Consider the following 25,356-nt stretch of genomic DNA (forward strand, 5'->3'; position numbering starts at 1 on the left):
ATACTCCCCTCTTTATTTTTTAGCAACTAATAGGTTGTATAAACGCAATTGTCTTTATGCATACGTTGTGTTTCATTTGACATTATTGATAACTAAGAGCCAAATTGAAAAGAAATAGACTTAATGAAAAGTGAAATAATTGTCATACCTCAAAAATCAACTAAAGGAATGGAAAACTTTGAAAAAGGTAACTGTTTCGAAAAATTGATTAGAAATGTTTTGGAACTACAGAAGTATGAAATTAACCCCAATGTTCATTTCACGGGGTTGGAAGTAGATTTAATTGCAACACATAAGTATGATAAAAAAAATCTTTACGTTGAATGCAAAGCAAAACAAAAGGTCAAGTCGACTGAAATTAAGAATTTTGGATTTAATGTATTTACAAAGAAACCTGATTATGCATATTTCATACATACAGTTGAATTAGACAAACAAGCATCAGCCTTAAAAATAGATGAGTTTGACAATAATGAATCGTTCAAAAATGTTACATTTTATGGGCCAAGTATGCTCATTGACTTGTTAAAGGATTCTCAAAAAATAAAAACTATTTCTTATGATGCTTTAGGTCATATTACGCAACAATTTTTGATAGTATCATATCTAGGCGATTATATAATTTATATTGGACAGTCTAGCCTTGCATACCCTACCTACTACTATATTTTTGATGCCCAAACTGGACAATCCTTAGTTGATGTAACAAAAATTAAATCAATTTTAGCAAAAATTCCTGAAATTCAACAATTAGAATTTAGGTCAATTAAAGAAGATAAGAGTAAGAAAGAACAAAAAATAAAAAGTACAGATGATTTCGAAATAGTTGCAGAAGTTCAAGCTGGAGATGATTGGTTTGATTACAAACCAGCACATTACGACTATTTTGTAGGGAGAGAAAACTTAAAGTCAGACACATTTAAGTTTTTTAGAAAAGTTCGTTCTAAAGACACATCCAAAAGGGCATTTTATTTAAAAGGAAATTCAGGTTGGGGCAAAAGTTCACTTGTAAATGCTATTAAAGGAACCTGCGAAAGAAGTTATTATAACAAAAGATTTTTTACTATTGCCTTTGATTGCCGTAGTGCAATTACTGAAAATTTTGTAGCCAAAGCATTTCAAAAAGCAATATCAAAAACTTTTGAAAAAGAATTCATATCCAATAAAAAATTAGATAAATCTGCAATCAAGTTTACATCAAATTATAGTCTTCTAGATTCAGATTTTATTAGAGATTACTTATCTTATTTAGAAGAATCGGATAAACTGCTAATTATCATTTTTGACCAATTTGAAGATGTTTTTCGTAAAACTGATATTTTCAAATACTTTTATAAATTCTTATCTGATGTAAGTGAAACTCAATCAAATATTGTTGTTGGGTTTTCTTGGAAATCTGAATTTTATATTCAACCAGACATCCCGTCTTATGGATGGTTTCAGCAAGCTAAAGAACAGGCACTTGAGTTTATTGTACCAGAGTTTGGAGTTAAAGAAACTAATGGAATATTAAAGCAACTTGAGAAATCCATTTATGAACACGCTGCTCTACAACTAAATAGTGATATCAAAAATAGACTTATTGAGAACAGTCAAGGTTTTCCATGGCTTATAAAAAAGCTATGTATTCACATTTTCGAGCAAATCAAAAATGGTCAAAATTTAGACGATTTAATCGACGATAATTTAAATATAAAATCATTGTTCAAATCTGACCTTTCTAATATAGTTCATAAGGAACAAAAAGCTTTAGAATTAATTGCAAACAAGGCAACCAAAGGTGATTTATTTGATGAAAACGATATCAGTGAGTACAAGTTGTCTAAAGAGGTTAAATCATTAATTGACAAACGGTTAATTATCCGTTCAGGCTTCAACTACAATGTTTATTGGGATATTTTTAGAGATTATTTAGTAAATGGCAAAGTACCATTAATTAGAAGAGGATATATTTTTAAACAAGGAGCTCAGCCATGTCTTAACGTATTTCTTTCTTTTAAAAAAGCCCGAAAACAAAGTTTTAGTGAGTTACATGCAAACCAAGATGCCAGATTAGGAGAGGGTACTTTGGGAAATATATTGATAGAACTTAGAAATTTTGAGTTGGTTAAAAAAGTTCCTGGCAAGGACTTATTTTCTGTACCTGAAAAGTATAATATAAATGAAAGCACCTTTAAAAAGGTTATTCGAGGAAAGGTGTTAGAATTTTCTACCTATAAAAAACTTACAGAACTTAAATCTAAGACCATAGAAATTTCTCAGATTTCAAGTATTCTTCAGGATATATTTAAAAGTGTTTCACACAAAGAAAAGACTTGGAAAACATATTCCAATTACTTCGCAAACTGGTTGAAGTTTTTAAATATCGACATTAGCGATAGAATTGTTATACCTCAAAAAGGAAAAGCACTAAAAAATTTCGACAAAGAGAAAGAAACGATTTTTTTAAGGAGTAATCCTTTTATAGCGTTTGAAATGTTTAATGATTTTATTAATAGTGGCTTAGATGTTTCAGTCACCGACAAAGAGTTCTTAAGGGATTTTAGAATATTAAAAATCATAGAATTAAAGAAATCAATATTTCAATTGACTGAATTAGGACAAGAATTTAAAGCCCTTAATAGAAGAGAAAACTTTTGTAAGAAACTTTCACAACTTTCATTGGAACTGGAGAAAATTAAATTTGTTTATGATGTATTTGTTCTTACACCATTTAATTCTGCTCAATTTATTGAAATGTACCCAGATTTTTTTGGTGAATCAAAAACAGTTGGAACTAAGACAATTTACACTACTAAACTAATTTCTTGGGCAAGGTTCAATAATTGGGTGGAAAAAGGTTTTCCAGATATAATGGAAAAGAATCAAAAGGATTTAAAACCTACTAAAAAATCAAGAAAAAGTCCTCGAAAGAAATTAACAACTGGAGATAATGGAATTGCAGCTAGAAAACAGAATTATTATAATGAATGGTTAAAAAACTACGGTTTGTTAGTTCAATATAAAATGACAAACGGCAATACTGATGTACCAGCAAGAACAAAAATTAATAAAATAGCTATTGGTACTTGGGTTGTAAGACAGAGAGCTGTTAAAGATAGTTTAAGTCAAGTACAGATTGACAAGCTTGAAGAAATTGGGTTTGATTGGAATCCAAATGAAACACATTGGCAAGCTCTGTATTGTGATTTAAAAACATACTACAATGAACATAAGCATTCAAATATTCCGGTAATTTTTAAAGAAAACCCTGCATTAGGTAAATGGTGCTTTAAACAACGACAAAATTATAGAAATGACATTTTGAAAGCTGATAAAATAAAACTACTTGAAGAATTAGAATTTGTTTGGTTTCCTCAGGATAAAAATTTTGGAGGAAATATAGAATTGCTTGTCAATTTTAAACGAGATAACGGTCACTTCAAAGTTCCATCAAACAAGCAATTTCAACAATTAAACAATTGGTTTAATGCTCAGAAAAGACATTTTAAAAAAGGGACATTATCAATTGACAAAATAAATCGCTTCAAGCAGATTGGATATGAAATTGACAAACTTGAAAAATAAAAACACGAAAACACAACAATCTGTATAGTGCATAGCACCCTGCGGGATGCTACGACACCATACAGTAAACGTTGTGCCTAATTATAAAAAAATATGAACTGTAAACTTTTTATTGATAGTTATTTGAATAAAATATCTAAAAAATTCAACATCAACCTAGATGATGCGTTTGAAGTTTTTTCTATTTCTGCAATTCTAGACAGAAGTTTTGATGAAGTTTATGACAATATATTAATTAAAGGAAACGAAGACGGTGGTATTGATGGAATATTTTTCAGTGAAGATTATGGAAACTATACAATGCATATTTTTCAATGTAAAAATTCAAAAAAAGTTGGACAGAATCAAATAGAAAAGTTTCGAAATGATTTTAGAGAAATATTTTTCAACGGAAACAAATCAAATAAGCTGCATATATCAGGACTTGACAAGTCAATAGAACGATTTAGCCATATTATTACTTCTGGTAAAATGATAGATTGTAAGCAATATTTTGTTTACAACGGAAAATATGATGACCCTAAATATGCCTCAAATAAGATATTGACAGATAATTTTCATATTGAGGATGAATTTGAAATTTGGGATTCTAATGATTTGTATCAAAAAATAAGGAGATTAGTCACATCTCTTAATAAAAGAAAACAAATCAATTTTATTTTTAAACCAGAAAACTCGAATATAACTTCGAAAAAAGACAATCAGGGTTTAATTAGTTTTTCTATTTATCAAGTAAAAGCAGCAATTTTCAGAATTCCTGCGAAACAATTATGTGAATTACTTGACCTTGAGAAATCGAAAAATGACACTTTTGAAAAAATATTTGCAGAAAATATCAGAGGTTTTTTAGGTAAAAAGAATTTAACCAATGAAAAAATACTTGAAACAATAAATAGTGATAAAAACGTTTATTTTCCTTTCCTGAATAACGGGATAACTATTATCTGCAATGAGTTTACTTTACCTTACAATCCGCAGTTAGGTACTTATAATTTACCAACCAAAAATCCTGTAATTGTTAATGGTCTACAAACTACTTATATTCTTTATCAAGAATACTTAAAAGACGAAAACATACTTGATGATGTTTACATAACTATTCGATTATATGAAACTGAAGACCCTGAACTCGTTGAACTAATTACAGATGCTACCAACACACAAAGTGCAATTGGATTTAGGGATAAAATTAGTAACAAGAAATTCAATATTTATGCGAAAGAGCTTTTCGAAAATAAAGGGATTGGATATATAACTAAACGAGGTGAAGTATTTGTAAACAATAGTGATACACTTACCAAAACAATTCACAACACATCCTTAATTCCCTTCTGGTATTCTGCATTTTATGAATCACCACACATTGCATTAAGTGCACCAAAACTTATGTATAAAGAGGTTTTTCAAGCAACAAATAAATCGGAACACCAATTATATGAAATTTTAAAAGGTGATATTGATTCACCATTCTATAGTCAATTGTTTTTTGTTTATTCCTTAATAGAAATTTTTAAGTCGGAATATAGAAAAAGTCAATACTCTGTAGATTCTGAATTTTCCACAAAATTTGATAATTTATTAAATGTAGGTGAGGAATATATAGTTTACCTACTTTACAAACTAATCGATGACGAGTTAGAAGGAAACTTTAAACTAGTATCAAATGAAGTCATTAACAATGCTATATATGAATTAGTTGAAATAGTTTCAAAAACTAATTATGAACCAAGTAAATTTAGTAATAAAGGAGCTTTTATAAATAGCATTATAAATACTCATTACCTATCAGGAAACATCAGAGAATTACAAACTCACTTTCGAACGACTGAAAATTATCTAGAACTATTTGATGGTTATAAAAATCAATCAGAAATTGTTGAAAAAATAAAAAAGACAAAAGTGAATCTTGATAACATTGAAATTATGACCATCCAATAAAATGAAAGATTACATAAGAATAATTGGATTTAGTTTATTAGCAAGTTTATTAATCTTCATTGGTAAAAATGATTTATTTCTAAATTGGCTTGTTGACAAAAACATTCTTTCATCCAGTTTAGATATTGAACGGACTCAACTGATTTGTTTCATTATTGGAATATTTTGGGCTGGTCTTTGGCTACCAATAGAACACTCTCGATTAAAAAGCAAACAATCTGAAAAGGATAAGCAATTTGTAGAATTGTTAGATTATCATAAATACACTTATTTCGAACTTATTAAGAATAAATTGAAAGAGTATAACGTTTCATATAGCACAAGAGTTTTCCGTCCTCAAAAAGGAATTGTAGGTTGGTGGAATAGAGAAATTAATAAAAGAACTATATTAGAGCTTATTACTATAGAAGGAATTTCTGATAGATTTCATCATAAAACTCTACATTTCGAAATAAATAAGACAGAAATTCAGGGTCTGGTAGGGAAATGCTACAATGATAAAAGATTATGGGTAGATTTAAATTTAGCAGAAAATGATTACGCATTAACAGACCAACATAGAATTAAAATCGGAAATGTTGAATTTTGTTCTGCTATTCCAATTTTTAATAAAGACCAAACAAAAGTTAACGCGGTTTTATCGGTTGATTCGCAGACAAAATTTACCTTTAATGAACAAAATCGAACTGATTGGGAACAACATATGATTATTTATGGAGCATTTGTGGATAAACATACAAATCTTTAATTATGGCAACTAAAAAGAAAACAACGACTTCAGATCAAACAACATCATCCAAAACAAATGTGCGGGAAATTAGTTTGAGCGCAAACAAAAAGCGGAAAATTGAAATAGGATTTCGTATAACAGTCAATGAAACAAGAGGAAACTACCTATCTCACGAATTGGAAAAATATAAGAACATTAAAGTTTCTTACGACTAAAAAAACTACTGGCAATCGAGTGATGGCTCCCCCATTAAATGACGGAGTGCACCGCTCACCCCCTACATATGGGTCGAGTATACGGCGGTTCATGACCCATCTTTCCAGTCGCTCTTTACACCAATTGAAACTATTCCCTACCTTACGAGTAGGATACAGGTCTTCGTGGGAATCGATCACCCAGTCAACGAAAATCAATGCTCCCATTCTAATTTCTGGGAGAATTATGTTCAATACTTCTCCACTTGTGAGTCCTATGTAGTGTTTCTGCACCTAGTTACCAGTGGGCGCTATATCCTCAGCTGACTTCTCCGTTTTATCAACTCGTGATTATGGAGACCTCACCAGGAAAGAATATCCTCTTTATCTTGATTCCTCCCAGATCTAATTTGGTATTGATGTATAGTTAATTAAAACTTGGAAATAAGCAGATAGTTAACTTTGCATTGAATTATAGGTATTTGAACATTTAGGATGTTAAAAAATGTTAAAGTTTTACCTATGTTGTACCTGACATAAAAAAAGCAGTTACAAATAAATGTAACTGCTTGATTATCAAGTAGCGAGATGGGGACTTGAACCCCAGACCTCCGGGTTATGAATCCGACGCTCTAACCACCTGAGCTACCTCGCCGCATTTTGCGAGTGCAAATATAGAAACAATAACCATTGAAAAAAACCAAAAATTAAATTAATTTCTTTTTTTTAAAGCCTATTTCAAACTAAGTGGTTCTTGCTAATAAACTTTTTAAGTTTATTAGGATGTAAAACTCATTTTTAATTGGTCTTCAGTTTCAAATAATTTTGTGTAATCCATCACAATTTCAATATTATCGAGCACACACAAATACTCCACAACAGCACAAAGGCCTTTAAAAAGTGTTTCTTTTGAAGTCGGATTTTTAGGTTTTGTTCCTTTTCGGTTTAATGGAACTGAAAATCCGCAACCTTTTAAAAAAGTTGCTTCTATTTCCAGTAATTGTTGGGGTGTGTAACCATTAACAGAACGGCCTAAGCGTTGATGGACCAAACCTACATAGTTTAATTCTAGCGATCCATGGACATCACTGAAGTGTTTCCAGCTATCTTTATTATCACAAATATTACCCACGGCACATTGTAAACAACACTCCGGATTCAATGTGTTATTATGAAAAGCATTATACAATTTTGAAAGTGCATTTTCTAGGCGCTGTGAAGTATTCATACTATTCAATATTTTTCATGTTACTGCTATCTCACTTAAAATTAATGAAATATAGAACACATCCTATCTATTTTAGCAAATTTTATTGAAAACAATAGTTTTCAATAAAATTCCCATAAGATGTGAATTAAGGATAATTTAATACGTTGAAAAAATATTCTTCTTTTAAAACTTATATCTTCGCGTCAAAACTAAGTACTATGCTACAAGCTGTTTTATTTGATATGGATGGAGTAATTATTGATACCGAACCACTTCATAAAAAAGCCTATTTTAGTATGTTCAACGATTTTAATATTGATGTTTCTGAAGAAATGTACAATTCATACACAGGACAATCTACTATTAACATTTGTAAACAACTTTGCGATCATTTTTCACTTTCAGAAGCTCCTGAAACATTAATGGCTATTAAACGAAAGCATTTTAAGCACCTATTTGCTACAGACAGTGATTTGGATCTTTTAGATGGAGTACTAGATTTAATCAAAGACTATTATAATAATAGCCTCACATTGATTCTTGCCTCATCAGCATCTATGCCCAACATCAACCGTATTTTTGAACGGTTTAACTTAAATCAATATTTTAAGGCTAAATTTAGCGGAGCTGATTTAAAAGAATCAAAACCACATCCTGAAATTTTTATTAAAGCTGCTGAAGCTTCTGGTTACTCAAAAGAAGAATGCATGGTGATTGAAGACTCAACTAACGGAATTGCCGCCGCAAAAGCTGCAGGTATTTTCTGTGTAGGTTACAATAGTTTGCATTCAAAAGATCAAGATTACTCTAAAGCAGATGTTGTAGTTTCTAATTTTGAAGCTGTTTCTTATCAAGTTATTAAGGAGCATTTTGAGTAGTTTTTACTCGGAAAACAGTTAATAACTATCTATAAATATGATCTTTAGCATGTAATCGACAATTACATCAACTTAGCTCGCAACTCTGTAAACGAAACCGCATCTTGTTCTCCGCTTTTCATATGTTTAAGCGTATATGTTTCAGCTTGTATTTCGTTTCCGCCGGCTAAAACTGTATAGGGTATATTGCGTTTATCTGCATAACTCATTTGTTTGCCCATTTTTGTAGCATCTGGGTATAGTTCAGCAGTAATACCCTCTTTTCTAAGTTTTGCAACGGCTTTCATAGCATACAATGCTTCTTCTTCACCAAAATTGATAAAAAGGACTTTTGTATTAGCAGAAACCGTTTCAGGAAACAAACCTAACTCTTCTAACACTAAGTAAATTCGATCTAACCCAAATGAAATACCTACGCCACTCATATTTTTGAGTCCGAAAATGCCAGTTAAGTCATCGTAGCGACCACCGCCGCCAATGCTTCCCATCTTTACTTGTTCGGGGGCAGCGACTTCAAAAATGGCTCCCGTATAGTAGTTTAAGCCACGAGCTAAAGTTACATCAATTTCTAAGGTTGCGGTTTGTAAACCAATTTCCGAAATAGTATTTACGATAAACTCCAATTCGTTAACACCTTGCATTCCTGTTTCAGAAGAAGCAAGTAAGTCTTTTAATAAATTTAGTTTTTCCGAAGCTGTTCCACTTACTTGAAACAACGGTTGTAGTTTTTCTATAGCATCTTCAGAAATGCTTTTTTCGCGCATTTCTTTTTTAACGCCGTCCTCCCCTATTTTATCTAGTTTGTCCAAAGCAACGGTAAAGTCGATTAATTTATCTTCGGCGCCTATTACTTCGGCAATTCCGCTTAATACTTTACGGTTGTTCATTTTAATGGTAACACCTTCCAAGTTCAATTTGTTGAACACAGCATCGTACAGTTGTACAAACTCCACCTCTTGCCAAAGCGATTTACTCCCTACCACATCGGCATCACACTGAAAAAACTCTCTGAACCGCCCTTTTTGAGGTCTATCAGCTCGCCAAACCGGCTGAATTTGATAGCGTTTAAACGGAAAATCAATTTCGTTTTGGTGTTGTACTACGTAACGAGCAAATGGAACTGTAAGATCATATCGCAGCGCTTTTTCTGAAATTTTAGGGGTTAATTTACCACTATCTTTTTCAGAATATAATGTATCGTCCACTTTCCGAAGAAAATCACCACTATTCAAAATTTTAAAAATCAAACGATCTCCTTCATCACCATATTTTCCCATTAGCGTATTGCTATTTTCAAACGAGGGTGTTTCAATGGGTTGAAAACCATAGGTAGTGAAACAACTTTTTATCGTATTCATAATATAGTTGCGCTTTACTACTTCAGCAGGTGAAAAATCGCGGGTTCCTTTGGGTATAGATGGTTTTTGAGCCACGTTGTATGGTTTAAAATGTAAGGTTCTATTTATAATTTCGAGTTGCAAATATCTTAAATTATTAGCTAACTTGTAACTTTAACGACTGTTATTAGTCTAATGGGTAACCTTAATTTGTAACTATGTTTTCATTGTTTCGCGAAAATGTTCGTATTGCCTTAGATTCTATTAGAAGTCAATTGCTGCGAACCATTCTCACCGTTGTTATTATAGCAATTGGTATTTGGGCGTTGGTGGGTATTTTAAGCGCTGTTAAAGTGCTTGAAAACACCATTGCAGACAACTTTGCTTCGATGGGAGCCAATACGTTTAACGTACAACGTTATGAGTTGGAAGTGCAAAGTCAACGTGGCGGGGAACGCAAAAAGATAAACCCTATTATTAGTTACAACGATGTTAGGGAGTTTGTAGATAAATATAATTATCCTTTAACTCAAACTGCAATATCATTTAGAGGAACTGCAGGTGCTGAAGTAAAGTATGAAAGCGAAAAGACCGACCCTGAAGTTCAAGTGTATGGTGTTAATGAGCATTACTTATTAAATACTGGAACCGAAGTAGAGCGTGGTCGAAATTTCACCTTTTTTGATGTTCAGAATAATAATAAAGTATGTTTATTGGGTTCAGATTTTCTGAAAAACTTATTTGGCAATGAAAATCCTTTAAATAAAACCGTGAGTATTCGAGGGGTTAAGTTTAAAGTGATAGGTGTGTTAGAATCTAAAGGATCTACCTTTGGGAACAATCAAGACTTAAAGGTGTTAATCCCCATTCAGGTGGCACGAGGTATTTTTACCGACCCAAATATTAACTATAATATTAGCGTGCGCGTGGACAATAAAGAAATCATGCAAGGCGCACAAGATGAAGCAATTATTACTTTCAGAAATATTCGCGGTTTAAACCCTGTGGAAGAAAACAATTTTGGTTTGTTACGTAGTGATGATTTATTGAATCAAATTGCTGAAATAGGACTTTATATGTCAACAGCAGCTTGGATTATTAGTATCATTACTATTTTAGGATCATCGATAGCGTTGATGAATATCATGCTCGTATCGGTTACCGAGCGTACCCGTGAAATTGGTGTCCGAAAAGCATTAGGAGCCAAGCGTTCTACAATATCCACTCAGTTTTTTATGGAAACCATTGTTATTGGTCAATTTGGAAGTGTTCTCGGTATTCTTTTAGGTATCCTTACCGGTTTTGTATTTGCAAAAGCCTTTGATTTTGACTTTTCATTACCCTGGACAGCTATCATTTGGGCTACTATTATCACATTTATCGTAGCCGTTATTGCAGGTTCATACCCAGCAACCAAAGCAGCGAAATTAGATCCTATTGAGAGTTTACGATATGAATAAGGGAGCTTTCCGGTTCCGCTAAGGGCAAGTATTTGGCAGGGTGTTCGATACGTTTCTCGTTCCTCGAAACACTCAGCCACTTACTTAAAAAATTATGAAATTTTATCTAAAATATCTTCAAAAAAACGAAATAACTCTCCTTTTGTAATGATAGAGCCTTGTTTTATCAATTTAAAAATATCTGCACTTCTATCGTTTGAAAATTGTTTGTTTGCTGTATAAAACTCAACTTCATCTGTCATAAAGTTCTCTTGAAGCCAAGCGTAGCCATCGGCAGTTGTAATGTCTTTCGTTTTATCCATTACTTTAACTGATATAAGTTGCATTTGTTCTGCTTTAATTTTAAAAAGAAACAACTGCTGTGGTGCCATATTTTCTAGGTATTCTGCTTTTTGCAAAACTCCTTCCCAAACCAAATCGCTGAAAACATCTAATTCTTGCTCAGCTACTTCAGGTTTATTTGTTTTTATATCGGCCCATTCTTCTCCAGTAATGGATTGTGTGGCTAAAAAGTTTATAAACTCAGTGTGCAGTTCTTCAAATTGCTCTTTTGTAAGGCGTGCGTATTTCATTGTGGTTTAGTTTATAATCGGTCATTTCGGTACAATTTCGTTGAAACTGGCGTTTCAACAAAACCACTCAATAACCTTTGTTTTTGCCCGATAATAGATGATTGAGTGATTTTAATGGTTTTGCATAGCAAAAGCATTAAAATTGTATCGAAATCCCGGTTTAAAATTTTAACTTAAAAAGAAAACCTTCCTCAAATAAATGAAGAAGGCTTTTCTATATTATTTCAGTATTCAGTATAAAAATTACTGGTTTTCTGTTACTACGTCAAACGTAAATGTTTCGATTACATCTCTGTGGAAACGAATTGTTGCTTCGTATTGTCCAGTACGCTTAATAGCACCACCGGCAATAGAAATGTATTTCTTATCAATAGATACATTTTCTTTTTCTAAAGCTTCAGCAAGGTTTGCATTGGTAACAGAACCAAACAATTTATCCTTATCACCTGTTTTAGCAGTGATTTTCAACTCTAAAATTTCGCCAAGTTTATCAGCTTCTTTTTGAGCTTCTTCAATAACTTTACGCTCTTTGTATGCTTGTTGCTTAAGCTTTTCTTCCAATGCTTTTTTTGCAGATGGAGTCGCTAAATTTGCATACCCTTCTGGGATTAGGTAATTTCTACCATATCCATTTTTTACAGATACAACATCATCTGTGAATCCCAGATTGTCAATGTCTTGTTTTAATATAAGTTCCATAATACTATCTGGTTTTTATTTGTATAAATCGGTTACATATGGCATCAACGCTAAGTGACGTGCTCTTTTTACAGCTACAGCAACTTTACGTTGGTACTTTAATGATGTTCCAGTTAATCTGCGAGGTAACAATTTACCTTGCTCGTTTACAAAGCTCAATAAAAAGTCTGCATCTTTATAATCGATGTACTTAATTCCAGATCGTTGAAAACGACAGTATTTTTTAGCTTTTGTAGTTTCTATATTAAGCGGAGTTAGATATCTAATCTCTCCGTCTTTTTTTCCTTTTGCTTGTTCTTGAATCGATGCCATACCTTATGCTTTTGCTTTTTGTTTGTTGTTTCGGTTACGTCTTTTCTCTGCCCAAGCAATTGCGTGCTTGTCAAGTTTAACGGTAAGGTAACGCATAATACGTTCGTCCCTTCTAAACTCTACTTCCATAGCGTTTATTGATTCACCGGGTGCAGTAAATTCAAATAAATGGTAAAAACCACTTTTTTTGTGTTGGATTGCATAGGACAATTTTTTTAGTCCCCAATCTTCTTTGGATATCATCTTAGCACCTTTAGAAACAAGAATATCTTCGTATTTCTTTACTGTTTCCTTTATCTGCTCATCAGATAAAACGGGATTTAAGATGAAAACAGTTTCGTAATGATTCATAAAAATCGATTAAAATTAATAATAGTAACTCTTAGCCTCTTGCCAAGAGCGTGCAAAAATACTCTTTTATTTATAATTATCAAACCTATTATCTAAAACAATACAAAAAACATAAATCAGAAGTTTCCTACGCAATAAGACAAACCCCTTTTTTTTACGACAAAGGTTAAAAAAACTTGCCTTTCATCGATATTTTGAGTATAATTGTTATACTAAACTATCTAACTTTTTTACTTGTGGACAAACCAATATTAAAATGTGTCATTGTAGATGACTCCACGTTACAACGTCTTTCTATTGTAAAATTAATAGAAAACCATCCCTCATTAGATCTTGTTGCTGAATACAACAATGCTATTGAGGCTAAAATGGGACTTGCCACTACCGATATAGATCTTATCTTTTTAGATATTGAAATGCCTATTCTTTCCGGTTTTGATTTATTAGATGATCTTACCAAAAAACCACAGATTATTTTTGTTACTGGTAAAACTAAATATGCCTTTAAAGCATTTGATTACGATGCCATAGATTATTTACGTAAGCCTATTTCCAAAGAACGATTTTTAAACGCCGTGCATAAGGCTATTACCAATTACAAGCTTAAAAATGATGATGGTTTTGATGATGAAGATTTCATCTTTGTAAAAAGTAATCTTAAAAAACGTAAAGTATTCCTTAATGAATTACGCTACATCGAAGCCCTTGGTGATTATGTGAAGTTAGTTACCGAACACGATGCTTTAGTGGTTCTCTCTACTATGAAAGCTTTTGAAGCGTTATTACCAGAAGATCGTTTTCTACGTATTCACAAATCGTACATTGTTAACCTTGATAAAGTAGAACGTTATAACAGTAAAGTTATCGAGCTTGACAACCAGCAACTTCCTCTTAGTCGTAACCGAAAATCTGATTTAGTTGAAGCGCTTTCTGCCTCTATGAAATCTTAATAATTATCTACATCTATTGTTAACCGAACACTGGAGAACTCCTTAATAGAGTTAAAACTCTGTTGTACCCTATTTATATATTGTTTTGTTTTTTCAAGCGATTGTTTCTTCGGAATTTTAATTAAAATGTTACTTATATAAAAGTTTCGAATTCTGCTTACTGGTGGTGGTTCTGGTCCTAACACTTGTTCTCCTAATTTATTTTCCAAAGCTTGACCAAACCACTTTGACGCTTTTTGCATTTTTTGAAGATTACGGTCTTTACAGGTGATTTTTATAGTCCTATAGTATGGAGGATATTTATATTGGTATCGGTCTTCCAACTGCTCTTTATACATCCCTTCATAATCATTCGTACTTACTTGTTGTAATATTTGATGATACGGATTGTACGTTTGTATCAATACCTTTCCACGTTTACTGGTACGTCCTGCCCTACCGGCCACTTGTTGCAATAACTGAAAACTGCGCTCGTGTGCCCTAAAATCAGGGAAGTTAAGTAGATTATCTGCGTTCATAACGCCAACCAAACTAATGTTTCTAAAATCTAACCCCTTTGCCAACATTTGTGTGCCTACCAAAATATCGATTTCTTCATTTTCTAGCTTATCAATCAATTTAGCGTACGCATGTTTGCCTCGTGTGGTATCTTGGTCCATTCGAGCAATGGAATGTTTTGGGAACAGAGCTTTCAATTCTGTTTCAATCTGTTCGGTACCAAAACCTTTAGTGTCTAATGTGTCACTCCCGCAAGCCATACAAGACAACTGCATCGCCATATGGTAGCCACAATAGTGACAGCGTAATTCATTTTTATATTGATGAAACGTCAAACTCACATCACAATTAGGACATTGTGGTGAAGTTCCGCAAGTAGTGCATTCCACAATTGGAGAATAACCACGGCGGTTTTGAAATAATATTACTTGTTCGCCCAACTCCAATACTTCATTCATCTCTTCTAAAAGATGATCGCTAAAGTGGCCTTTCATTCGTTTTTTTCTAGTCTTCTCTTTTATATCAATCAGTTCAATTTCGGGCATTAACACATCACCAAACCGGGTTTTAAGGTTAACCAATCCGTATTTATTATTGTCAGCATTATAATAACTCTCTAAGGAAGGAGTTGCAGATCCCATTAAGATTTTTGCGGTATGCAGGTTTGCTAAAACCACAGCAGCATCACGCGCTTGATACCGTGGCGCCGGGTTGTATTGTTTAAAGGAAGGCTCATGTTCTTCGTCCACTAATATTAAACCTAAATTATTAAACGGTAAAAACAAGGAAGATCTTGCGCCAATTACAATCTGCGCTTTGGATCTAGAATACAGTACATTATTCCAAACTTCTACTCGTTCGTTAACCGAATATTTAGAATGATAAACCGCTACTTTAGCCCCAAAATAATTTTGTAATCTCGTAATTAATTGTGTGGTCAAGGCTATTTCAGGAAGCATATACAGAACTTGTTTCCCGTTCTCAATTATTTCGGAAATAAGCCGAACGTACACTTCTGTTTTTCCACTTGAAGTCACACCGTGTAGCAATGTGACATCTTTGGTTTTAAAACTTTCTTTTATTTCAGAAAAAGCAACTTCTTGAGCTTCATTCAGTTTTTTAATATCTGAAGCTGCTTCGCCACTATATTGAACTCGGTCTTTTTTTACGTAATACTCTTCCAGTATTTCCTTATCTATCAATGATTTTATCACGCTTGAAGACGTATCACTTTGTTTTTGAAGCTGTTTTACGCTAATGGGTTTATTGGCTTGGGCCGAAAGCATGAAGAGATTTAGTAATACTTCTTTCTGTTTAGGAGCCCGTGATAATGTTTCTAAAAGTGCTTTTAGGTTTTCTTCGGAAGCATATTTCGACGTAAGTTTTACATATCGCTTCAGTTTAGGTTTGTACTGCTCATATACTTCTTCCTGAACTTGGATTATCTTTTTCTGAAGTAATTTTTCTAGAACCGCTACTACATTTTTCTTATCTAGTACCGAACGGATATCGTTTATATGAAGCGATGATTGATGTTGTAATGCTTCAAAAACTAAGAATTCGTCATCGTCTAATTCTTCTTCAGAAACATCACTTTTTGATAAGGAAATAATCGTTTCACTTTCCAACAAAAAAGCACTGGGCAGCGCGGCACGGATTACCTCGCCCAACGTACACATGTAATAGGAAGCCATCCATTCCCAATGTTTTACTTGAGTTTCTGTAATTACCGGCTCTTCATCCAAGATACGGTCAATCTCCTTGGTTTCATACCCTGAAAGAGCGGTTTTATGCACCTGATAGACAATCGCTGTATATACTTTTGATTTTCCAAAAGGTACAGCTACCCGCATACCTTGACGCAGAAAAGCAGCTTCGTCTTTGTTAACACGATAGGTGAATTTTTGTTTTAAAGGAATTGGGAGGATGACGTCTATATAATACACAGATACTATTTTCAGAAAAAAATTAGTCCACTCAAATTTGAGTGGACTAAAGATACTATTTTAAATAAAAAATTATTTTACACGATGCCAATATTGTGTTCTTCCTAATAAAGAAAAACCAATGTAACCACGTACTTTTAATTTATCTTGGCTTTCAAGTTCTATGTAACACTTGTACACTTTACCACTGTTAGGATCTAGTATTTTTCCATCATTATATTCATCTCCATCTTTTTCAAGTCCTTTTATAATGACTAATCCTAAAATAGGCTTGTCTTTATCTGCACCCGGGCAATCTACGCAAGTAGCGTCTTTTTTTGCTGGGTTAAGTATTTCTACAACTTTACCGTAAACTTTACCATTGTCTTTATAAATCTCTACAATGGATTTTTCTTCGCCGGTTTCGTCATCTATGGTTTTCCATTTTCCGGTTACATCTTGTGCTACTGCAGTAAGAATAGTAGTAGCTACTAAGGTCATTGTTAAAAATAATTTCTTCATTTCTTTAAGTATTAGTGTTATTGTTTTTATTTCTATCCTTTAATAATTGTAGGGATACATTTAATTCAAACCCTAATAATAGTAAGTTTGAATTTATCCAAATATAGAACAACATGATTAAAAGTGCCCCAAGTGATCCATATAATTCATTATAATTTGAAAAGTTGTTAATGTAAATACCAAATAAATAGGTAGTTACTAAAAATAAAATAGTTGTCAATAATGCGCCAAAAGAGAAAAAATGAGACTCTTTACCTTGCTTAGTACCAAAATAGTATAATATTGATATAATGGTGTATATCATACTTATAAAAATAACCAATTGCATAATTGTAACTAAGTAAACGTTGTTTTCAACATAGACTTTCCCTACCAACTCATTTATAAGGTATTCGCCATACAAAATGACTCCTACTGTAGTTAACAATAACAATGCCAACAAAATAGCTACCCCAAAGGCCACAGCATATTGTCTAACGAAAGTTCGGTTTATTGTAACATGCACGGAATATTCAAAAGCACTGAAAATAGCATTTACTCCATTAGCAGATAAAAATATCGCTAAAATAATGGAGAAAGAAAGCAGACCACCTCTAGGGTTTACAGCAATATCGGCAATTACTGGGTAAAATAAATCGGCTGTCTGGGGTGGTAATAACTCTTCAATGAATATTAAGAACTGCGTTAAAAAGCCGTCTATAAAATCGAAGTACGGAATCAAATTTAAGATAAACAATAAGAAAGGAAAAATAGCTATAAAGAAACTATACGCAATGGAACTCGCCCGAGATGAAAAGGTTCCTTTTATAATTCCAGTACCATATATTTCTAGTAAATGATATAAAGAAAGCCCATTGGTTCCTGGTATTTTCACCTTTTTACACCATTTTGCTAAGGTACGTATAACTGGTAGCTTCTCTATATTAAACTCTTCATCTTCCGACATTAAACTGCTTTTAAGCTTAAATCCATATTATAAACTGAATGAGTCAACGCACCACTACTTATATAGTCTACTCCACATTCGGCGTATTTTCGAGCTGTTTCTAATGTTATACCACCACTAGATTCAGTTAGACAAGAATCGCCAATCATTTGAACCGCTTTTTTTGTATCACTATAATTAAAGTTATCAATTAAAATTCGGTAAACACCCTTGTTTTCCAGTATCTCTTTAATTTCATCTAAGTTTCTGGCTTCTACAATTATCTTTAAATTTAAGTTATGATCTTTTAAATAGTTTTGTGTTTTTTCAATTGCTTTTGTTATTCCTCCACAAAAATCAATGTGGTTATCCTTTAGCATTATCATATCGTATAGAGCAAAACGGTGGTTTTCACCACCTCCTATTTTTACCGCCCATTTTTCTAGAGCGCGAATCCCTGGAGTGGTCTTGCGAGTATCCAAGATTTGAGTATTGGTTCCTTCTAACAGCTTTACGTATTTATTTGTTTTAGTAGCTATTGCACTCATACGTTGCATAGCGTTTAAAACCAATCGTTCAGATTTTAAAATAGATTGTGATAATCCTGATACGTAAAAACAAACATCTCCTTTTTTTACACGGCTCCCATCTTCTATATTAATATCTATTTTCAAGCCGGTATCTACAAATTCAAAAACCTGCCGAGCAAAGTCTATCCCAGCTATAATACCATCGTCCTTAACCAACAACTTGGCTTCTCCGGTTGCATCTTCAGGAATACAAGCTAGCGAACTAAAATCGCCATCACCTACATCTTCCCGTATGGCATTGGTTATTATTAAGTTTATTTCTTTCTTGAATTGTTTTTCTGAAATCATTACAGTCAATTTTTAGCTAAAATACTAAAAACAGCCCTTATTTTCAGTATTAGTTGCACTTTGGAACACATTTTGATTTTTTCAGAAATAGAAACCATTTAAAAAATTAATTATGAAAACAGATTTATATACCAAAACCATTTTGACCATCATTGCAATTTGTCTCACTATCAATGTAATTAAAGAGTTTGAAATTATTCCGAAGGCATATGCTTCAAAAGATTCTATTGAAACAACTTCAGATTATAAATTAGTTCCTATTAGTGAAAACAACACCCTAGATGTTCGTATCGTTGATATTGATACTTACGATGAGCTTGACGTAAACCTAAAAAGCATAGATACTTATGACGAATTAAAAGTAAACATTAACAGCATCGATAGCGATGACGAGCTTAACGTGAACATTAACGAAATAGGGGGTCAATATGTTACTCACGGCGGACCTATTCCTGTTAAAACAAATTAATTAAACATCCTTTCTAAAAGGCCTGATAATCAATCTTGCGGCACGATCGTAACTAATATAACTATATGTCCAATTAAAAAAAGTAACTACTCGATTACGAAAGCCTACTAAAAACCAAAGGTGGATAAACATCCAGATAAACCATGCGATAAAACCACCTAAATGCATTTTTTTTATATCGACCACGGCTTTGTTTCGCCCTACAGTTGCCATAGTACCTTTATCATAGTATTCAAAAGGTTCTAGTGGTTTATTGCGAAGTAATTTTTTAAAGTTATCACCCAGATGTTTCCCTTGTTGAATAGCGGGTTGAGCAACTTGAGGGTGTCCTTTAGGGTACGCTTCCGTTTCCATTAAGGCGATATCACCTAATGCAAAAATAGCATCGGTATCTTTAACTTTATTAAATTCGTTTACGTAATATCTGTTAATCTTTTTCATTAATGATGTTCCATCAATTCCTTTAATAGGATTTCCCGTAACTCCTGCAGCCCAAATAAACGCTTCGGTTTCAAAGCTTTTTTCACCTTTTGTGGTTACTATTTTTCCATCATAATCTTCAATCATCGTATTAAGATGAACGTGTACACCTAAACGCTCTAAAGCTTTTTGCGCCAATCTAGAGGCCTCCTCGCTCATTGGTGGCAGCACTCGATCCATACCTTCCAATAAATGAACTTGCATTTCGGCTTCGTTCATTTCGGTATAATCATCTTCAAGAATTCCGTTTTTAAATTCGGCCAACGCCCCTGCTAGCTCCACCCCAGTTGGCCCAGCTCCAGCTATAACAAAATTTAAAAGCCGTTTTCGTTCTTCAGGATCTTCGGTCATATCAGCCTTTTCAATATTCTGAAGCATTAAACTTCGAATATTCAATGCCTGGGGAACCGTTTTCATCGGCATGCTGTTCTTTTCAATATTTTGATTTCCGAAGTAATTAGTTTTAGTTCCTGTAGCGATTACCAAATAATCATAGGTTAGCTTTCCTATTGAAGTTTCAATTTCCTTTTTTTCTTTATTAATATATTCTACTTCAGCTAAACGGAAATGAAAATTTTTATTTTTTCTGAAGATTTTCCGGAGTGGATACGCTATCGAGTCTGGTTCCAATCCGGAGGTAGAAACTTGATACAATAACGGCTGAAAGGTGTGATAGTTATTTTTATCGAAAAGTACAATTTGTACGTTTTCATTTTTAATCTTTTTTATAAATGAAATTCCCGCAAATCCTCCGCCTATAACGACTACACGAGGTTTTTGGGTTTGTGGTATATTCATAGCTTTTTGTTGTACTATAAAGTTACTATTTGTTTAGTAGCCTTGCATAAAAAATAGTAATTTTTGTGATTATTGTAACAATCTTGTTTCTTAGACTACTAATGAAACAGCTAACAGTATTGCATTGACGAAAGAACTCGAACATAGTTTTGTAACCCAATTGGAGGAAAACCAGAACATCGTGCATAAAATATGCAGATTATATACCAATGATCAAGATGCTCACAATGATTTGTTCCAAGAGATTACCATACAGTTATGGAAAGCATTTCCTAAGTTTCGAGGAGACTCGAAGTTTAGTACTTGGATGTATCGGGTAGCACTAAATACTGCCATTACTTTATATCGAAAAAAGAAACGCAGAATTGATACTGCAAGTTTTGAAAGTATCAGTTTTAAAATAAAAGCCGAGCCTTATGATGATACCATTGAAGAGCAATTAAAGTTAATGTACAGTGCTGTAAAAACACTTAATGATATTGACAAGGCATTGGTGTTTTTGTATTTAGAAGATAAAAATTACAAGGAAATTTCCGAAACATTAGGTATTACCGAAGTGAACGCAAGGGTAAAAATGAACCGAATTAAAGGAAAGTTACGTAACATATTAAATCCATAGGAGGTTGTATACATGGACGAACTAGAATTATTAAAAAAAGACTGGCAAAAAAGGGAGCAAGAGCTACCTAAGTTGTCATATAATGATATTTACAAAATGTTACTTAAAAAATCTTCTTCCATAGTGAAGTGGATTTTCTACATAAGTATTGTTGAAATTGTTCTTTGGACAGTTTTAGCATTGGTCATTCCCAATATAAGTGAAAACTTTAAAATAAGTAACCAGATAAACGATGCCATGGGGCTTCATAATATATTAATTGCAATTAATATAATCAATTATTTGGTGTTTGGCCTCTTTATATATTTGTTCTATAAAAATCACCGAAATATTAAAATTACCGATTCAGTTAAAGAATTGATGAAGAATATTTTAAAAACCAGAAAAACGGTTAAGTATTTTGTTATATATAATGTTGGAGCAAATGCCTTGATTATGTTGGCAATTAATATTTATTATTATCTAAACAAAGATCATTTGTTCGCATTAATGAGTGAAAAATATGAAGGTTTTTCTAATATTTCTCAAGAGAGCTTTGCTTCTGTTTTCTTTTTGGCACAATTTGTTATCGGACTCCTTTTTATAGGGTTAATCATATTATTTTACCGAGTGGTCTATGGGATTTTACTAAGACGATTAAATAGAAACTATAAGGAGTTAAAAAAAATAGAAATGTAAAAATAATTATTTGCTATTGAATACCAATATGCTAAAGGCTTATCAACCTGCAACCACCCCTCCTTTTTTAAGAAGGGGTGAGAAAAGCTGAAAATTAAATTACTGTTTACCTGCTTTCCGGCTTCCTTCGTACATTTCGTAACGTACCAAACGGCTTTCGAGTTTTCCATTATAAAGTTTTACCTTTTTTGAAGTTTTTAAGCCTACATTTTTAAGCGCCTCCATGTTACTTGTAATCATCCAAGCCTGTGTGCCAGGGTAACTTTGTTTTAAAGTATCCCCAATTTGTTTGTAAAAAACATCAATATCAGCTACGGATAAACGTTCGTCATAAGGTGGGTTAAAAATTAAGTACATAGGTTTATCAACCGGTTTTTCACTTTCAAAAAAGTCTTGTTGCTTTATTTCTATAAAATCTTGAAGGTTGGCATTTCGAATATTTTCTTTCGCCTTATTCAACGTATAACCATCTTTATCTGAACCATAAATTTTAAAATGGAAGTCTTTTTAGGTTTGGAGGAATGTTACAAGCAATCATAGCGGCTTCAGCTAAAATAGTTCCACTACCACACATAGGGTCCATAAGGTTACACTGTCCTTCCCAACCCGACAACATAATAATTCCTGCTGCTAACACTTCGTTTATAGGAGCAAGACCCGTTTCGGTTTTATAGCCACGTTTATGTAATGATTGACCGCTACTATCTAATGAAACAGTACAAATATTTCGGTCTATATGCACATTTATACGTAATGTTGGGTGATCTAAATCTACATCGGGCCGTATACCATCTTTATCTCTAAAACGGTCTACAATAGCATCTTTAGTCTTTAAAGCTACATATTGGGAATGTGTAAATTGTTTAGAAAACACAGTGGCATCTACAGCAAGACTACCATTTGCCTCCATATAATCTTCCCATTTAATTTTATAAATGCTTTTGTATAAATCGTCTTCAGTAAATACATTAAAAGCAGTGATAGGTTTTAAAATTTTTATAGCTGTTCGGCAGCATAAATTTGCTTTATACATAAAACCGGTATCTCCTTCAAACGCGACGTTTCGGGTTCCTTTTTCAATACCCGAAGCTCCTAATTGTCGAAGTTCTTTAGCTAATAAATCTTCTAATCCAAATAAGGTCTTGGCAACCATTTTAAAATTACTTTCCATAATGTATGTTACAATTTGATACAAAATTACAGTATTTTTGCAGGGCAAAACCCACTTCATGCAAAAAGAAACAGATACCTGGTACACATCCTGGTTTGATACACCGTTTTATCACATATTATACAAGGATCGAGATTACGAAGAAGCTGGTTTTTTTATGAAAAAACTTACTTCTTTTTTAAATCTTTCTGAAAAATCAAAGATATTAGACCTCGCTTGTGGAAAAGGCCGTCATGCTAAATATCTTAATAAAATAGGATATGATGTCACTGGAGTAGATTTATCAAATTCGAGTATCGAATATGCTAAACAGTTTGAAAGTAAAAACCTTCATTTTGAAGTACATGATATGTGCCTTCCCTATCCTGATAAGTTTGATGCGGTTTTCAATTTATTCACAAGCTTCGGTTATTTTGAAAAAGAAAATGATAACCTTCGAACCATAAAATCGATTAAAGAAGAGCTCAAGCCCAATGGTTACGGAGTTATTGATTTTTTAAATACTGATTATGTTTTAAATAACTTGGTACCTTCTGAAGTTAAAACTGTTGATGGAATTGATTTCTACATTCACCGGTATCTTGAAGAGGGTTATATTTTTAAGGACATTCGTTTTACACATGAAAACGAGAGATATTTTTATACCGAAAGAGTGAAAGCATTAAGGCTAGAAGATTTTAAAAATTATTTTTTTGAAGCAGGAGTGAAATTAGTGAATTGCTTTGGCGACTATCATCTAAATAAATTTGATAAAAATAAATCTGAACGATTAATACTTATTTTTAATTAATGAATTATCTATTACTTTTTTTAGCTGTAGCATTAGGGTATGGGGTCGCTCTATTTTTAAAAACAAAAAAAATAAAGCAAATATCTTTATATCTCGCTTTTAGTGGGGCTTTTTTATTAGCTATAACTGTTTTTGAACTTTTACCCGAAGTATTTGAAACTCCTACAAAATCCATCGGTATTTTTATAATGTTGGGGATTTTACTCCAAATATTCTTAGAGTTTTTCTCAAAAGGAGCAGAACATGGTCACGTTCATTTACATGCTGATACAAAAGATTTTCCTTGGCTTTTATTTATTAGTTTATCAATCCACGCTTTGCTGGAAGGTTTTCCTATTTCTGAAAAAAACAACCTATTAATCGGTGTTATCATTCACAAAATACCTGTAGCAATAATTCTGTCATTCTTTTTTATAAAAGCTGGATACTCTAGAAAAATTACACTTTTATTTTTATTCTTATTTGCGTTAATGACACCTTTGGGTAGTTTTATTTCTGAAAATAGCGCTTATATTCATACGTATCATACTGAAATAACTGCGGTCGTCATTGGAGTCTTTCTACACGTTTCAACTACTATTCTTTTTGAAAGTTCAAGCAACCATAAGTTTGATTTATCTAAAATGATTGCTGTTGTAGTTGCTATTCTATTGGCATACTTTCTTTAAATTACTTCTAAGAAAATAAATAAATAATGTAAAATACTACCGGTAAGCACAAAAACATGCCAAATTACATGGCTGTATTTAACCTTATCTAGCGAATAAAAAATAATACCAACGGTATAAGCTGCGCCTCCTCCCATTAGTAATAACAAGCCAGTTTGATTTACGGCTTCTTTAAGTGCTGAAAAATCAAAGACGATTAACCAACCCATAGCTAAATATAAAAGAGTAGAAAAAAGTTCAAATTTACCTGTGAAAAAGACTTTTAAAATCGTTCCAACGAGAGCAATGCCCCATACACTCCAAAATAACACCCAACCTAAACTATCTGATAAAACAATTAAAACCACTGGAGAATAAGTGCCAGCTATTAATAAATAGATACTTATGTGATCTAGTTTTCTATATAAGAATTTTCTATTACTATTCTTTTCATAATGATAGATTGTTGAAGCAAAATAAAGCGCTGCTAAAGAAAATCCATAGAGAGAGATTCCAATAATTCCTTGCCAACTTTCGTACGTGTGGAAAATAAACAGGAGGGCAAATCCTACTAAACTTAATAGAAAACCTATTCCGTGTGTTAGCACATTTAAGTATTCTTCTTTTTGGGTTTGTATTCTCATAGGAATTTCAAAAATAGAAGAATTATTAAACTAAATACTCTTAATATTTTAAAATTCACGCATAAAAAAAGCCCCTCATCAAATGATGAGGGGCTTTATAAGAAGGCGGCGACC

Annotated in this window: 24 protein-coding genes, 1 tRNA gene and 1 pseudogene; 12 read left to right on the forward strand and 14 right to left on the reverse strand. The window is 32.7% G+C overall.

Going from position 1 to position 25,356, the window contains the following annotated elements:
* The first annotated feature begins 123 nt into the window (after positions 1-123).
* The 4 genes from AACZ92_RS05980 to AACZ92_RS05995 all read left to right on the forward strand — a co-directional run bounded on the left by AACZ92_RS05980 (position 124) and on the right by AACZ92_RS05995 (position 6,450).
* Positions 124-3,567 carry a Helicase associated domain protein gene (locus AACZ92_RS05980; RefSeq protein WP_339698354.1) on the forward strand — a complete coding sequence of 1,148 codons (3,444 nt, stop codon included), beginning with the start codon at positions 124-126 and terminating at the stop codon, positions 3,565-3,567.
* 93 nt (positions 3,568-3,660) lie between these two features.
* Positions 3,661-5,505, forward strand: coding sequence for an AIPR family protein (locus tag AACZ92_RS05985; RefSeq protein WP_339698357.1), 1,845 nt, complete (start codon positions 3,661-3,663; stop codon positions 5,503-5,505).
* Between the two features lies 1 nt (position 5,506).
* A complete protein-coding gene (locus AACZ92_RS05990; protein ID WP_339698360.1) occupies positions 5,507-6,253 on the forward strand; it encodes a hypothetical protein in 747 nt (248 codons plus the stop codon).
* Between the two features lie 2 nt (positions 6,254-6,255).
* Positions 6,256-6,450, forward strand: coding sequence for a hypothetical protein (locus tag AACZ92_RS05995; protein ID WP_339698363.1), 195 nt, complete (start codon positions 6,256-6,258; stop codon positions 6,448-6,450).
* Between the two features lie 560 nt (positions 6,451-7,010).
* Here the strand turns inward: AACZ92_RS05995 and AACZ92_RS06000 are convergent.
* Both AACZ92_RS06000 and AACZ92_RS06005 read right to left on the reverse strand, forming a co-directional pair.
* Positions 7,011-7,084, reverse strand: a tRNA-Met gene (locus AACZ92_RS06000).
* 123 nt (positions 7,085-7,207) lie between these two features.
* Positions 7,208-7,657: a Na(+)-translocating NADH-quinone reductase subunit F gene (locus AACZ92_RS06005; protein WP_339698365.1), complete on the reverse strand. Its 450-nt coding sequence runs from the start codon at positions 7,655-7,657 to the stop codon at positions 7,208-7,210.
* Between the two features lie 200 nt (positions 7,658-7,857).
* Here AACZ92_RS06005 and AACZ92_RS06010 point away from each other — a divergent pair, with 200 nt between their 5' ends.
* On the forward strand, positions 7,858-8,517 hold the full coding sequence (locus AACZ92_RS06010; RefSeq protein WP_339698367.1) for an HAD-IA family hydrolase: 660 nt from the start codon (positions 7,858-7,860) through the stop codon (positions 8,515-8,517).
* A 62-nt stretch (positions 8,518-8,579) separates the two neighbouring features.
* On the opposite strand, the gene hisS is transcribed toward AACZ92_RS06010, so the two are convergent.
* Entirely contained in the window at positions 8,580-9,950 is a 1,371-nt protein-coding gene (hisS, locus tag AACZ92_RS06015) for a histidine--tRNA ligase (RefSeq protein WP_339698370.1), read from the reverse strand.
* Positions 9,951-10,072: 122 nt separating this feature from the next.
* Here hisS and AACZ92_RS06020 point away from each other — a divergent pair, with 122 nt between their 5' ends.
* Positions 10,073-11,314: an ABC transporter permease gene (locus tag AACZ92_RS06020; protein ID WP_339698372.1), complete on the forward strand. Its 1,242-nt coding sequence runs from the start codon at positions 10,073-10,075 to the stop codon at positions 11,312-11,314.
* 92 nt (positions 11,315-11,406) lie between these two features.
* Here the strand turns inward: AACZ92_RS06020 and AACZ92_RS06025 are convergent, their stop codons facing one another.
* From AACZ92_RS06025 to rpsF, 4 genes are all read right to left on the reverse strand, one after another.
* Positions 11,407-11,886 carry a DUF6495 family protein gene (locus AACZ92_RS06025; protein ID WP_339698375.1) on the reverse strand — a complete coding sequence of 160 codons (480 nt, stop codon included), beginning with the start codon at positions 11,884-11,886 and terminating at the stop codon, positions 11,407-11,409.
* A gap of 243 nt (positions 11,887-12,129) precedes the next feature.
* Positions 12,130-12,585 (reverse strand): 50S ribosomal protein L9, encoded by a 456-nt coding sequence (rplI, locus tag AACZ92_RS06030; RefSeq protein WP_339698378.1) that lies wholly within the window; start codon positions 12,583-12,585, stop codon positions 12,130-12,132.
* A gap of 15 nt (positions 12,586-12,600) precedes the next feature.
* The gene (rpsR, locus tag AACZ92_RS06035) at positions 12,601-12,897 is read right to left on the reverse strand and encodes a 30S ribosomal protein S18 (protein WP_117160403.1); all 297 of its coding nucleotides are present in this window, start codon (positions 12,895-12,897) and stop codon (positions 12,601-12,603) included.
* A 3-nt stretch (positions 12,898-12,900) separates the two neighbouring features.
* Positions 12,901-13,248, reverse strand: coding sequence for a 30S ribosomal protein S6 (rpsF, locus tag AACZ92_RS06040; RefSeq protein ID WP_117160404.1), 348 nt, complete (start codon positions 13,246-13,248; stop codon positions 12,901-12,903).
* A 236-nt stretch (positions 13,249-13,484) separates the two neighbouring features.
* Between rpsF and AACZ92_RS06045 the strand changes: the two genes are divergently transcribed.
* Entirely contained in the window at positions 13,485-14,198 is a 714-nt protein-coding gene (locus AACZ92_RS06045) for a LytTR family DNA-binding domain-containing protein (protein ID WP_117160405.1), read from the forward strand.
* Here the strand turns inward: AACZ92_RS06045 and priA are convergent.
* From priA to nadC, 4 genes are all read right to left on the reverse strand, one after another.
* Positions 14,195-16,642: a primosomal protein N' gene (gene priA, locus AACZ92_RS06050; protein WP_339698387.1), complete on the reverse strand. Its 2,448-nt coding sequence runs from the start codon at positions 16,640-16,642 to the stop codon at positions 14,195-14,197. The genes AACZ92_RS06045 and priA overlap by 4 nt on opposite strands.
* Positions 16,643-16,714: 72 nt before the next feature.
* Positions 16,715-17,143, reverse strand: coding sequence for a DUF2147 domain-containing protein (locus AACZ92_RS06055; protein WP_339698390.1), 429 nt, complete (start codon positions 17,141-17,143; stop codon positions 16,715-16,717).
* 4 nt (positions 17,144-17,147) lie between these two features.
* Complete coding sequence (locus AACZ92_RS06060) at positions 17,148-18,089, reverse strand: YihY/virulence factor BrkB family protein (RefSeq protein ID WP_339698393.1); 942 nt, start codon at positions 18,087-18,089, stop codon at positions 17,148-17,150.
* The gene (gene nadC, locus AACZ92_RS06065) at positions 18,089-18,946 is read right to left on the reverse strand and encodes a carboxylating nicotinate-nucleotide diphosphorylase (protein ID WP_339698396.1); all 858 of its coding nucleotides are present in this window, start codon (positions 18,944-18,946) and stop codon (positions 18,089-18,091) included. Before nadC ends, AACZ92_RS06060 begins: the two co-directional genes overlap by 1 nt.
* A 112-nt stretch (positions 18,947-19,058) precedes the next feature.
* Between nadC and AACZ92_RS06070 the strand changes: the two genes are divergently transcribed.
* On the forward strand, positions 19,059-19,415 hold the full coding sequence (locus tag AACZ92_RS06070; protein ID WP_339698399.1) for a hypothetical protein: 357 nt from the start codon (positions 19,059-19,061) through the stop codon (positions 19,413-19,415).
* On the opposite strand, the gene AACZ92_RS06075 is transcribed toward AACZ92_RS06070, so the two are convergent.
* The gene (locus AACZ92_RS06075; RefSeq protein WP_339698402.1) at positions 19,416-20,693 is read right to left on the reverse strand and encodes an NAD(P)/FAD-dependent oxidoreductase; all 1,278 of its coding nucleotides are present in this window, start codon (positions 20,691-20,693) and stop codon (positions 19,416-19,418) included.
* A 124-nt stretch (positions 20,694-20,817) separates the two neighbouring features.
* On the opposite strand from AACZ92_RS06075, the gene AACZ92_RS06080 reads away from it, so the two are divergent.
* Positions 20,818-21,312, forward strand: a complete 495-nt coding sequence (locus AACZ92_RS06080; RefSeq protein ID WP_117160412.1) for a sigma-70 family RNA polymerase sigma factor — start codon at positions 20,818-20,820, stop codon at positions 21,310-21,312.
* Between the two features lie 12 nt (positions 21,313-21,324).
* Positions 21,325-21,990: a hypothetical protein gene (locus AACZ92_RS06085; RefSeq protein ID WP_339698407.1), complete on the forward strand. Its 666-nt coding sequence runs from the start codon at positions 21,325-21,327 to the stop codon at positions 21,988-21,990.
* Between the two features lie 99 nt (positions 21,991-22,089).
* Here the strand turns inward: AACZ92_RS06085 and AACZ92_RS06090 are convergent.
* Positions 22,090-23,161 (reverse strand): annotated as a pseudogene (locus AACZ92_RS06090) (THUMP domain-containing protein).
* Positions 23,162-23,219: 58 nt separating this feature from the next.
* On the opposite strand from AACZ92_RS06090, the gene AACZ92_RS06095 reads away from it, so the two are divergent.
* Together AACZ92_RS06095 and AACZ92_RS06100 are read left to right on the forward strand one after the other, a co-directional pair.
* Positions 23,220-23,951, forward strand: a complete 732-nt coding sequence (locus AACZ92_RS06095) for a class I SAM-dependent methyltransferase (RefSeq protein WP_339698410.1) — start codon at positions 23,220-23,222, stop codon at positions 23,949-23,951.
* Positions 23,951-24,619, forward strand: a complete 669-nt coding sequence (locus AACZ92_RS06100) for a ZIP family metal transporter (RefSeq protein ID WP_339698413.1) — start codon at positions 23,951-23,953, stop codon at positions 24,617-24,619. Before AACZ92_RS06095 ends, AACZ92_RS06100 begins: the two co-directional genes overlap by 1 nt.
* Here AACZ92_RS06100 and AACZ92_RS06105 read toward each other — a convergent pair.
* Complete coding sequence (locus tag AACZ92_RS06105; protein ID WP_339698416.1) at positions 24,616-25,242, reverse strand: hemolysin III family protein; 627 nt, start codon at positions 25,240-25,242, stop codon at positions 24,616-24,618. The two genes, AACZ92_RS06100 and AACZ92_RS06105, sit on opposite strands and share 4 nt — an antisense overlap.
* Positions 25,243-25,356 lie beyond the last annotated feature (114 nt).

Source organism: uncultured Marixanthomonas sp. (assembly GCF_963974425.1).
Lineage (GTDB): Bacteria > Bacteroidota > Bacteroidia > Flavobacteriales > Flavobacteriaceae > Marixanthomonas.

Excerpts from the sequence above, each read along its gene's own strand:
- AACZ92_RS06020 (WP_339698372.1), top strand. The coding sequence starts at position 10,073 with ATGTTTTCATTGTTTCGCGAAAATGTTCGTATTGCCTTAGATTCTATT.
- AACZ92_RS05990 (WP_339698360.1), top strand. The coding sequence starts at position 5,507 with ATGAAAGATTACATAAGAATAATTGGATTTAGTTTATTAGCAAGTTTA.
- AACZ92_RS06095 (WP_339698410.1), top strand. The coding sequence starts at position 23,220 with ATGCAAAAAGAAACAGATACCTGGTACACATCCTGGTTTGATACACCG.
- AACZ92_RS06070 (WP_339698399.1), top strand. The coding sequence starts at position 19,059 with ATGAAAACAGATTTATATACCAAAACCATTTTGACCATCATTGCAATT.
- AACZ92_RS06060 (WP_339698393.1), bottom strand. The coding sequence starts at position 18,089 with ATGTCGGAAGATGAAGAGTTTAATATAGAGAAGCTACCAGTTATACGT.
- nadC (WP_339698396.1), bottom strand. The coding sequence starts at position 18,946 with ATGATTTCAGAAAAACAATTCAAGAAAGAAATAAACTTAATAATAACC.
- rplI (WP_339698378.1), bottom strand. The coding sequence starts at position 12,585 with ATGGAACTTATATTAAAACAAGACATTGACAATCTGGGATTCACAGAT.
- AACZ92_RS06010 (WP_339698367.1), top strand. The coding sequence starts at position 7,858 with ATGCTACAAGCTGTTTTATTTGATATGGATGGAGTAATTATTGATACC.
- AACZ92_RS05985 (WP_339698357.1), top strand. The coding sequence starts at position 3,661 with ATGAACTGTAAACTTTTTATTGATAGTTATTTGAATAAAATATCTAAA.
- rpsF (WP_117160404.1), bottom strand. The coding sequence starts at position 13,248 with ATGAATCATTACGAAACTGTTTTCATCTTAAATCCCGTTTTATCTGAT.
- AACZ92_RS06005 (WP_339698365.1), bottom strand. The coding sequence starts at position 7,657 with ATGAATACTTCACAGCGCCTAGAAAATGCACTTTCAAAATTGTATAAT.
- AACZ92_RS06105 (WP_339698416.1), bottom strand. The coding sequence starts at position 25,242 with ATGAGAATACAAACCCAAAAAGAAGAATACTTAAATGTGCTAACACAC.
- rpsR (WP_117160403.1), bottom strand. The coding sequence starts at position 12,897 with ATGGCATCGATTCAAGAACAAGCAAAAGGAAAAAAAGACGGAGAGATT.
- AACZ92_RS06025 (WP_339698375.1), bottom strand. The coding sequence starts at position 11,886 with ATGAAATACGCACGCCTTACAAAAGAGCAATTTGAAGAACTGCACACT.
- AACZ92_RS05980 (WP_339698354.1), top strand. The coding sequence starts at position 124 with ATGAAAAGTGAAATAATTGTCATACCTCAAAAATCAACTAAAGGAATG.
- AACZ92_RS06055 (WP_339698390.1), bottom strand. The coding sequence starts at position 17,143 with ATGAAGAAATTATTTTTAACAATGACCTTAGTAGCTACTACTATTCTT.
- AACZ92_RS06085 (WP_339698407.1), top strand. The coding sequence starts at position 21,325 with ATGGACGAACTAGAATTATTAAAAAAAGACTGGCAAAAAAGGGAGCAA.
- AACZ92_RS05995 (WP_339698363.1), top strand. The coding sequence starts at position 6,256 with ATGGCAACTAAAAAGAAAACAACGACTTCAGATCAAACAACATCATCC.
- AACZ92_RS06100 (WP_339698413.1), top strand. The coding sequence starts at position 23,951 with ATGAATTATCTATTACTTTTTTTAGCTGTAGCATTAGGGTATGGGGTC.
- AACZ92_RS06075 (WP_339698402.1), bottom strand. The coding sequence starts at position 20,693 with ATGAATATACCACAAACCCAAAAACCTCGTGTAGTCGTTATAGGCGGA.